6 protein-coding genes are annotated in these 7368 nt (G+C 66.0%); 3 read left to right on the top strand and 3 right to left on the bottom strand.

Annotated features, from left to right (window positions below):
- Nucleotides 1–232 precede the first annotated feature (232 nt).
- The 3 genes from GZH52_RS16090 to GZH52_RS16080 all read right to left on the bottom strand — a co-directional run bounded on the left by GZH52_RS16090 (nucleotide 233) and on the right by GZH52_RS16080 (nucleotide 3869).
- Nucleotides 233–1315 (bottom strand): polyamine ABC transporter substrate-binding protein, encoded by a 1083-nt coding sequence (locus GZH52_RS16090; RefSeq protein ID WP_163317953.1) that lies wholly within the window; start codon nucleotides 1313–1315, stop codon nucleotides 233–235.
- 94 nt (nucleotides 1316–1409) lie between these two features.
- Entirely contained in the window at nucleotides 1410–2495 is a 1086-nt protein-coding gene (locus GZH52_RS16085; protein WP_163317952.1) for a polyamine ABC transporter substrate-binding protein, read from the bottom strand.
- A gap of 48 nt (nucleotides 2496–2543) precedes the next feature.
- Entirely contained in the window at nucleotides 2544–3869 is a 1326-nt protein-coding gene (locus GZH52_RS16080; protein ID WP_163317951.1) for a glutamine synthetase family protein, read from the bottom strand.
- A 324-nt stretch (nucleotides 3870–4193) separates the two neighbouring features.
- Here GZH52_RS16080 and GZH52_RS16075 point away from each other — a divergent pair, with 324 nt between their 5' ends.
- Genes GZH52_RS16075 through parE form a run of 3 tightly spaced genes read left to right on the top strand, consistent with a single transcriptional unit; the run spans nucleotide 4194 to nucleotide 7321 of the window.
- A complete protein-coding gene (locus tag GZH52_RS16075) occupies nucleotides 4194–4733 on the top strand; it encodes an RNA pyrophosphohydrolase (RefSeq protein WP_136555120.1) in 540 nt (179 codons plus the stop codon).
- Complete coding sequence (locus GZH52_RS16070; RefSeq protein ID WP_349290667.1) at nucleotides 4711–5355, top strand: DUF2238 domain-containing protein; 645 nt, start codon at nucleotides 4711–4713, stop codon at nucleotides 5353–5355. The genes GZH52_RS16075 and GZH52_RS16070 overlap by 23 nt, the downstream gene beginning before the upstream one ends.
- Nucleotide 5356: 1 nt before the next feature.
- Nucleotides 5357–7321, top strand: coding sequence for a DNA topoisomerase IV subunit B (parE, locus tag GZH52_RS16065; protein ID WP_163317950.1), 1965 nt, complete (start codon nucleotides 5357–5359; stop codon nucleotides 7319–7321).
- Nucleotides 7322–7368: the final 47 nt, after the last annotated feature.

Genomic DNA, 7368 nt, shown 5'->3' with positions numbered 1-7368 from the left:
CCCGAACAGGACCGTGAAACACCTTAGCGCCGATGATAGTGTGGCATTCGCCATGTGAAAGTAGGACACCGCCAGACGCCCCATCCGCAGACCCCCGACTGAATCAATCAGTCGGGGGTTTTGCTTTATATGCGTGCTAAAACCCATCCACAGCGCGCACCACTGCATTCCACTACCCATAAAAACGAAGGGGCGTGTCCGTCAGGACACGCCCCTTGCCTGCTATGGCTGGCTACTTGCCGGCCTTGATCTCGCCCCACAGCCGGTTGCTGATGCGCTGTACCTTGGGGTCGATCGGCCGCATGATGAAGCTGTTGGCCATCACGGCCTGGCTCGGGAAGATTGAAGGGTTGGCCAGGTTTTCCTTGGAGACGAAGCGGCGCGCCTCGAGGCTACCCGGCGCGTAGTTGACGTAGTTGGCATTGGCCGCGGCGACCTGTGGCTGCAGGTTGTGCTCGATGAACTTGTGCGCGTTGTCCGCGTTTTTCGACTCCACCGGGATGGCCATCGCGTCGATCCAGATGCCGACCCCCTGTTCCGGTACCAAAGGCTGGATCCTGATGCCTTTCTTGGCCTCGAGTGCCCGCTTGCGGGCGATGTTGAGGTCGCCGCCGAAGCCCAGCGCAAGGCACAGTCTGCCGGAAGACAACTCGTTGATATAGCCGGACGACGAGAAGCGCGTGATGTAGGGACGGATCTGCTTGAGCAGTTGCCCGGCCGCCAGATAGTCCGCCTCGTTCTTGCTGGCCGGGTCTTTGCCGAGATAGCGCAGGGCCAGCGGGAAGACTTCGGACGGCGAATCGGGGATGCTGACGCCGCAGTCCTTCAACTTGGCGACAAGCTCGGGCTTGAACAGCAGGTCCCACTGCCTGGCCGGCAACTTGCCGGCGAGGGCCTTGTCGACCTGGTCGACATTGACCGCGAGGGTATTCACGCCCCAGAAGTAGGGCACCGCGTAGCGGTTGCCCGGGTCCACTTCGGACAGCAGCTTCAACAGCATGGGATCCAGCTGCTTGTAATGGCTGAGCTTGCGCTTGTCGATCGGCTGGTAGAGTCCCGCGTCAATCTGCTTGGCGAGGAAGGTGTTGGTCGGCACCACGATGTCGTAGCCGGAGCGGCCGGTCAGCAGCTTGCCCTGCAGGACTTCGTTGCTGTCGTAGACCTCGTAGCGGACCGAGACGCCGGTCGCTTTCTGGAAGGCGGGCAGGGTATCCCTGGCGATATAGTCCGACCAGTTGTACACGCTGAGGGTGCCGCTGGCGTGCGCGCCGGTGCCGGCCAGGGCAAAGAAAAGCAGGGCAAGCTTGGTGTGCATGTTTACGGCCCCCCCCTTGGTGTGCGGTCGGCTGGGTGTCCTGCCGTGGCGGCTGGCCCTGGCGGGCCAGCCTGTCCCGTTTTGCGAGGCTGGCTTACTTGCCGGTCTTGACCTCGGTCCACAGCCGCGTGCTCATGCGCTGGATCTTGGGGTCGATCGGCTTCATGATGAAGCTTTTCGCCATGACCGCAGGGCTCGGGAAGATCGAAGGATTATTCAAGTTCTCCTTGTCGATGAACTTGTGCGCCTCTAGGCTGCCCGGCGCGTAGGTCACGTAGTTAGAGTTGGCCGCCGCGACCTTCGGGCGCAGGTTGTAGTCGATGAACTTGTACGCGTTGTCGAGGTTCTTCGCGTCCTTGGGGATCACCATGGTGTCGATCCAGATGCCGACGCCCTGCGCGGGCACCAGCGGCTGCACCTTCACGCCGTTTTTCGCTTCGATGGCCCGGTTGCGCGCGATATTGAGGTCGCCGCCGTAACCGAGCACCAGGCACAGCGAACCGCCGGCCAGCTCGTTGATGTAGCCGGACGAGGAAAAGCGGGTGATATACGGGCGGATCTGCTTGAGCAGGGCGGCGGCGGCCTTGTAGTCGGCTTCGTTCTTGCTGGCCGGGTCCTTGCCCAGGTAGTGCAGTGCCATCGGGAAGACCTCTGACGGCGAATCGAAGATGCTGACGCCGCAGCCCTTGAGCTTGGACACATACTCCGGCTTGAACAGGAGATCCCACTGGTTGGCAGGCAGCTTGCCGCCAAGCGCCTTGTTTACCTTGTCGACGTTGATCCCCAGCGTATTCATGCCCCAGAAGTACGGCACCGCGTACTTGTTGCCCGGGTCGACTTCGGCGAGCAGCTTCATCACCGCCGGGTCCAGCCCCTTGTAGTTGCTGAGCTTGCTCTTGTCGAGCGGCTGGTAGAGCCCCGACTGGATCTGCTTGGCGAGGAAGGTATTGCTCGGCACCACGATGTCGTAGCCCGACTTGCCGGTCAGCATCTTGGCCTGCAGGATCTCGTTGCTGTCGTAGACGTCGTAGCGGACTTTGGTGCCGGTTTCCTTCTGGAAATTGGGGATGGTGTCCTCGGCGATGTAATCCGACCAGTTGTAGACGTTGAGGTTGCCCGCGGCGAGCGCGGGGGCGCCGGCAATCGCGGTGAACAGCAGGGCAAGCGGTTTCAGTTTCATGGGTCTTCTCCTGATCGGAGCCGCCGGGGACCGGCGGCGGGTCTCGGGTCAAACATGTTCCAGCAGGGTCTGCGTCTCCCAGGGGGTGACGATGCGGGCGAACGCCTCGCTCTCGGCGCGCTTGAGCGCGCTGTAGCACTCGATAAAGCCCGGGCCCAGCAACTCGGTCAGCGCGTCTTCGCGCTCGAGCGCGGTGACGGCGTCGTCCAGCGTGCGCGCGAACGCGTAAGGCCGACCGTAGGCGCTGCCGGCGAGCGGGGGGTTCGGGTTCAGTTCCTGCTCTATGCCAAGCAAGCCGCATGCCAAAGAGGCGGCAAGCGCGAGGTAGGGGTTGGCGTCGACGCCGGGCAGGCGGTTTTCCACCCGGCGCGCGGCCGGGGCCGAGTTGGGCACGCGCAGCCCGCAGGTGCGGTTGTCCAGCCCCCACTCGACGTTGATCGGTGCCGCGCTGAACGGTGCGAGCCGGCGATACGAGTTCACGTAAGGCGCGAACAGCACCAGTGCCGAGGGCAGGTAGCGCTGCAGGCCGCCGATGAAGTGGAAGAAGGTCTGGCTGGCCGCGCCGCTGCCGGTGCTGAAGACATTGTCGCCGTTGCTATCCAGCAGGCTCTGGTGGATATGCATCGCGCTGCCGGCTTCGCCGGCGAGCGGCTTGGCCATGAAGGTGGCGGTCAGGCCGTGGCGGCGCGCCGCCTCGCGTGCGCTGCGCTTGAACAGGAAGACCTGATCGGCCAGCGCGAGCGCGTCGCCGTGGTCGAGGTTGATTTCGAGCTGGCCGCGGCCGACCTCGTGCAGCAGCGCGGCGGCGCCGATGCCTTGTGCCTCGCAGAAGCGGTAGAGGTCGTCGAGCACTGCACTGAATTCGTCGGCGGCGTCGACACCGTACGGGCTGCGCTGCGTCTCGTGCGTGCCGCTGCGTCCGTGCGGGGCGGCCGGTACGCCGTGCCCGTCCTGCGAACGGGCGACCAGGTAGAACTCCATCTCGGGGGCGACTACCGGCGTGAGCCCGCGCGCGGCGTAGCGCTCAAGCACCCGCCTGAGCACGTTGCGCGGCGCGCTCTCGATCAGCGCGCCCTGCTCATCCGTGCAGTCGCAGATCAGCTGCGCGGTCGGCTCGCTGGCCCAGGGCTGCACCGTCAGGGTGCGCCAGTCGGGTGCGAGCAGCATGTCGGGGTCGGTTTCGCTGACCAGGTCCTGCCGGCACTCGCCGGCGACGCTCTGGATCAGGCCTACCTGTGGGAAACGCAATTCGGCACCCGTGCTCAACTGGCGTGGCGGCACGCGCTTGCCGCGCGCGTTGCCGGTGAGGTCGGGTACCAGACATTCGACGCGGCGGATCCCGTGCGTCGCAAACCATTGTTCGATCGCCTGCATGGCGGTGACTCCCGTTGCATTGGAAAAAAGGGGAAGAGCAACGGGCAGCTCAGGTCAGCCCCGGCAGCGGGGTGCGCAGGTGTGGCGGCAGCGCCGCGCTTGCGGGTACGCCGGGCATCACGAACATGAAAGGGTCTCCTCGCGTCGGCAGTCTTGGCTGCCAATCTGTGTTTACTTTGGGAAATTGTTATGCCTTCGTCAAATTTATTTGACACGCCCGGCCACGGCTAGGGCAGTGGTACACGCCGGCATTGGCCGGGCTCGATGGCATGGTGTGGTGAAATGTGCAAAAATCGCTGCAACTCACGAATTGCAGGTTTAAGCATGCTGGACCGGGACGGATACCGCCCCAACGTCGGAATCATCCTCATCAACCACAAGAATGAGGTGTTCTGGGGCAAACGCGTGCGAGAGCACTCATGGCAGTTCCCGCAAGGGGGCATCAAGCCCGGCGAGAGTCCGGAAGCCGCGATGTACCGCGAATTGCTGGAAGAGGTCGGGCTGCTGCCGCGCCACGTGCGCATCGTCGGGCGCACCCGCGACTGGTTGCGCTACGAGGTGCCGACCAACTGGGTTCGCCGCGAGTGGCGGGGCAGCTACAAGGGGCAGAAGCAGATCTGGTTCTTGCTCAGGCTGGTCGGCCGCGACAGCGACGTCTGCCTGCGCGCGACCAACCACCCCGAATTCGACGGCTGGCGCTGGAACGACTACTGGGCGCCGATCGACAGCGTGATCGAGTTCAAGCGCGGCGTCTACGAGCGCGCGCTGGGCGAGCTGTCGCGCTTCCTGAAGGGGCTGGAGACGCACGAGCACTACCTCGCGCGGCTCGCCGGCGCGGGCGGTGCCGAGCACGGGCACGGCTGACGCCGCGCGGCCGTGGCGGCTGTTCGCGCTGATCGTGCCGCTTACGGCGTGGTCGGCGTACCGGCCGCACGACGCAGCCACCTGGCTGCTCGAGGCGCTGCCGGTGCTGCTGGGCTTGCCGCTGGTGCTCTGGCTGTGGCCGCGCTTCGCGTGGACGCGTCTCGCGCTGTGGCTGATGCTCGCGCACAGCGCGATCCTGCTCATCGGTGCGCATTACACCTACGCACTGACCCCGCCGGGCTTCTGGCTGCAAGACTTGCTCGGCCTCTCGCGCAATCCATACGACAGGCTGGGCCATCTCGCGCAGGGCTTCGTGCCGGCGATCCTCGCCCGCGAGGTGCTGCTCAGGCAGACGCCGTTGCGGCCCGGCTTCTGGCTGGGCCTCTTGGTGACGGCCTGCTGCCTCGCCTTTTCCGCCTTCTACGAACTGATCGAGTGGTGGGTCGCGCTGGCGATCGGCGCCGACGCCGACGCCTTTCTTGCCACCCAGGGCGACGTGTGGGACACCCAGTGGGACATGTTCCTCGCCCTGACCGGCGCCTTGCTCGCCCAACTGACGCTTTCCCGCCGCCACGACCGCGCACTTGCCGCGCTGGCGGCGCCCAAGATGGATCACCACTGAAATGACGCAAAACTACGACGAATCCTCGGTACGCGTGCTCAAGGGGCTGGAGCCCGTCAAGGAGCGCCCGGGCATGTACACCCGGACCACCGACCCCACGCACATCTGCCAGGAAGTGATCGACAACGCCGCCGACGAGGCGCTGGGCGGCTTCGCCCGCAAGATCGCGGTCACCGTGCACCTGGACGGCTCGCTGTCGGTCGAGGACGACGGGCGCGGCATCCCGGTCGGCCTGCACCCGGTCGAGCAGGTGCCGGTGGTCGAACTTGTGTTTACCCGCCTGCACGCCGGCGGCAAGTTCAACAAGAAGGACGGCGGCGCCTACGCGTTCTCCGGCGGCCTGCACGGCGTCGGCGTGTCGGTGACCAACGCGCTGTCGACCCGGCTGGAAGTCGAGGTCAAGCGCGACGGCGGCGTATTCCGGCTAGTGTTCTCCGGCGGCGACGTGATCGAGCCGCTCTCGCGCGTCGGCGAGTGTGGGCCGCGTACCAGCGGCACCCGCGTGCGCATCTGGCCGGACGGCAAGTATTTCGAGAGCCCGCGTTACTCGATCCCCGAACTGGAACGCCTGCTGCGCGCCAAGGCGGTGCTGCTGCCCGGCGTCGCGGTCACGCTGACCATCGAGAAGCATGGCGGTGACGAGGTCAAGCTGTGGCAATACCCGCACGGGCTCAAGAGCTACCTTGCCGAACTGTGCGGCGGCGACGAGCCGGTGGCGCCCCTGTTCGCCGGCGAGGCCTTCATCAGTGACGAGCACGAGCAGTTCGCGCCGGGCGAGGGCGCGCAGTGGGCGCTGGCGTGGTTCGAAGAGGGCGCCGGCGGCGAGAGCTACGTCAACCTGATCCCGACCCCGTCCGGCGGCACCCATGAGGCGGGGCTTCGGGCCGGCGTGTACGAGGCGGTGAAGAGCTTCGTCGACCACCACAACCTGCTGCCGCGCGGCGTCAAGCTGATGGCCGAGGACGTATGGGGCCGCGTGCGTTTCGTGCTCTCGGCACGGGTGCTCGACCCGCAGTTCCAGGGCCAGACCAAGGACAAGCTGACCAGCCGCGACGCGCTCAAGCTGGTGTCGTCGCTGGTGCGCGACCCGGTCGAGCTGTGGCTGAACCAGAACGTCGAGGCCGGCAAGAAGATCGCCGAGCTGGCGATCCGGCAGGCGCAGTCGCGGCTGCGCTCGGTGAAGAAGGTCGAGAAGAAGAAGGGTTCGGGCGTCGCGGTGCTGCCGGGCAAGCTGACCGACTGCGAGAGCGAGGACATCGAGCGCAACGAGCTGTTCCTGGTCGAGGGCGACTCGGCCGGCGGTTCGGCCAAGCTCGCGCGCGACAAGGAATACCAGGCGATCCTGCCCTTGCGCGGCAAGGTGCTGAACTCCTGGGAAACCGACCGCGACCAGCTGTTTTCCAACGCCGAGATCCACGACATCTCGGTGGCGATCGGTGTCGACCCGCACGCGCCGGGCGATGATGTGGACCTCGCCGGCCTGCGCTATGGCAAGATCGCCATCCTGTCGGACGCCGACGTCGACGGCTCGCATATCCAGGTGCTGCTGCTGACGCTGTTCTACCGCCACTTCCCGCGGCTGATGGAAGACGGCCACGTGTATATCGCGCAGCCGCCGCTCTACCGCGTCGACGTGCCGGGCTCGGGCAAGAACCGTCCGCCGCGCAAGCTGTACGCGCTGGACGAGGACGAGCTCGAGTCCATTCTCGACCGCCTGCGCAGCGAGAACGTGCGCGAGGGCGTGTGGGCGATCTCCCGCTTCAAGGGTCTGGGCGAGATGAACCCCGAGCAGCTGAAGGACACCACCATGCACCCGGACACCCGCCGCCTGAGCCAGGTGCGGGTGCGCACGGGCGCGCTCGACGAGACCCGCCGCATGTTCACCATGCTGATGGGCAAGGGCGAGGCGTCGAGCCGGCGCGGCTGGATGGAAGCCAAGGGCGACCAGGCGCTGACTGACGTCTGAGCCGCCGCGCGCGGCAGGCGCGCGCTTGCCCTTCTACCATGAACGGT

The sequence above is a fragment of the Crenobacter caeni genome, assembly GCF_010435965.1.
Taxonomy (GTDB): Bacteria; Pseudomonadota; Gammaproteobacteria; order Burkholderiales; family Chromobacteriaceae; genus Craterilacuibacter; species Craterilacuibacter caeni.
Note: the sequence above shows the minus strand (reverse complement) of the source record. Positions and strands in the feature narration are given on the sequence as shown.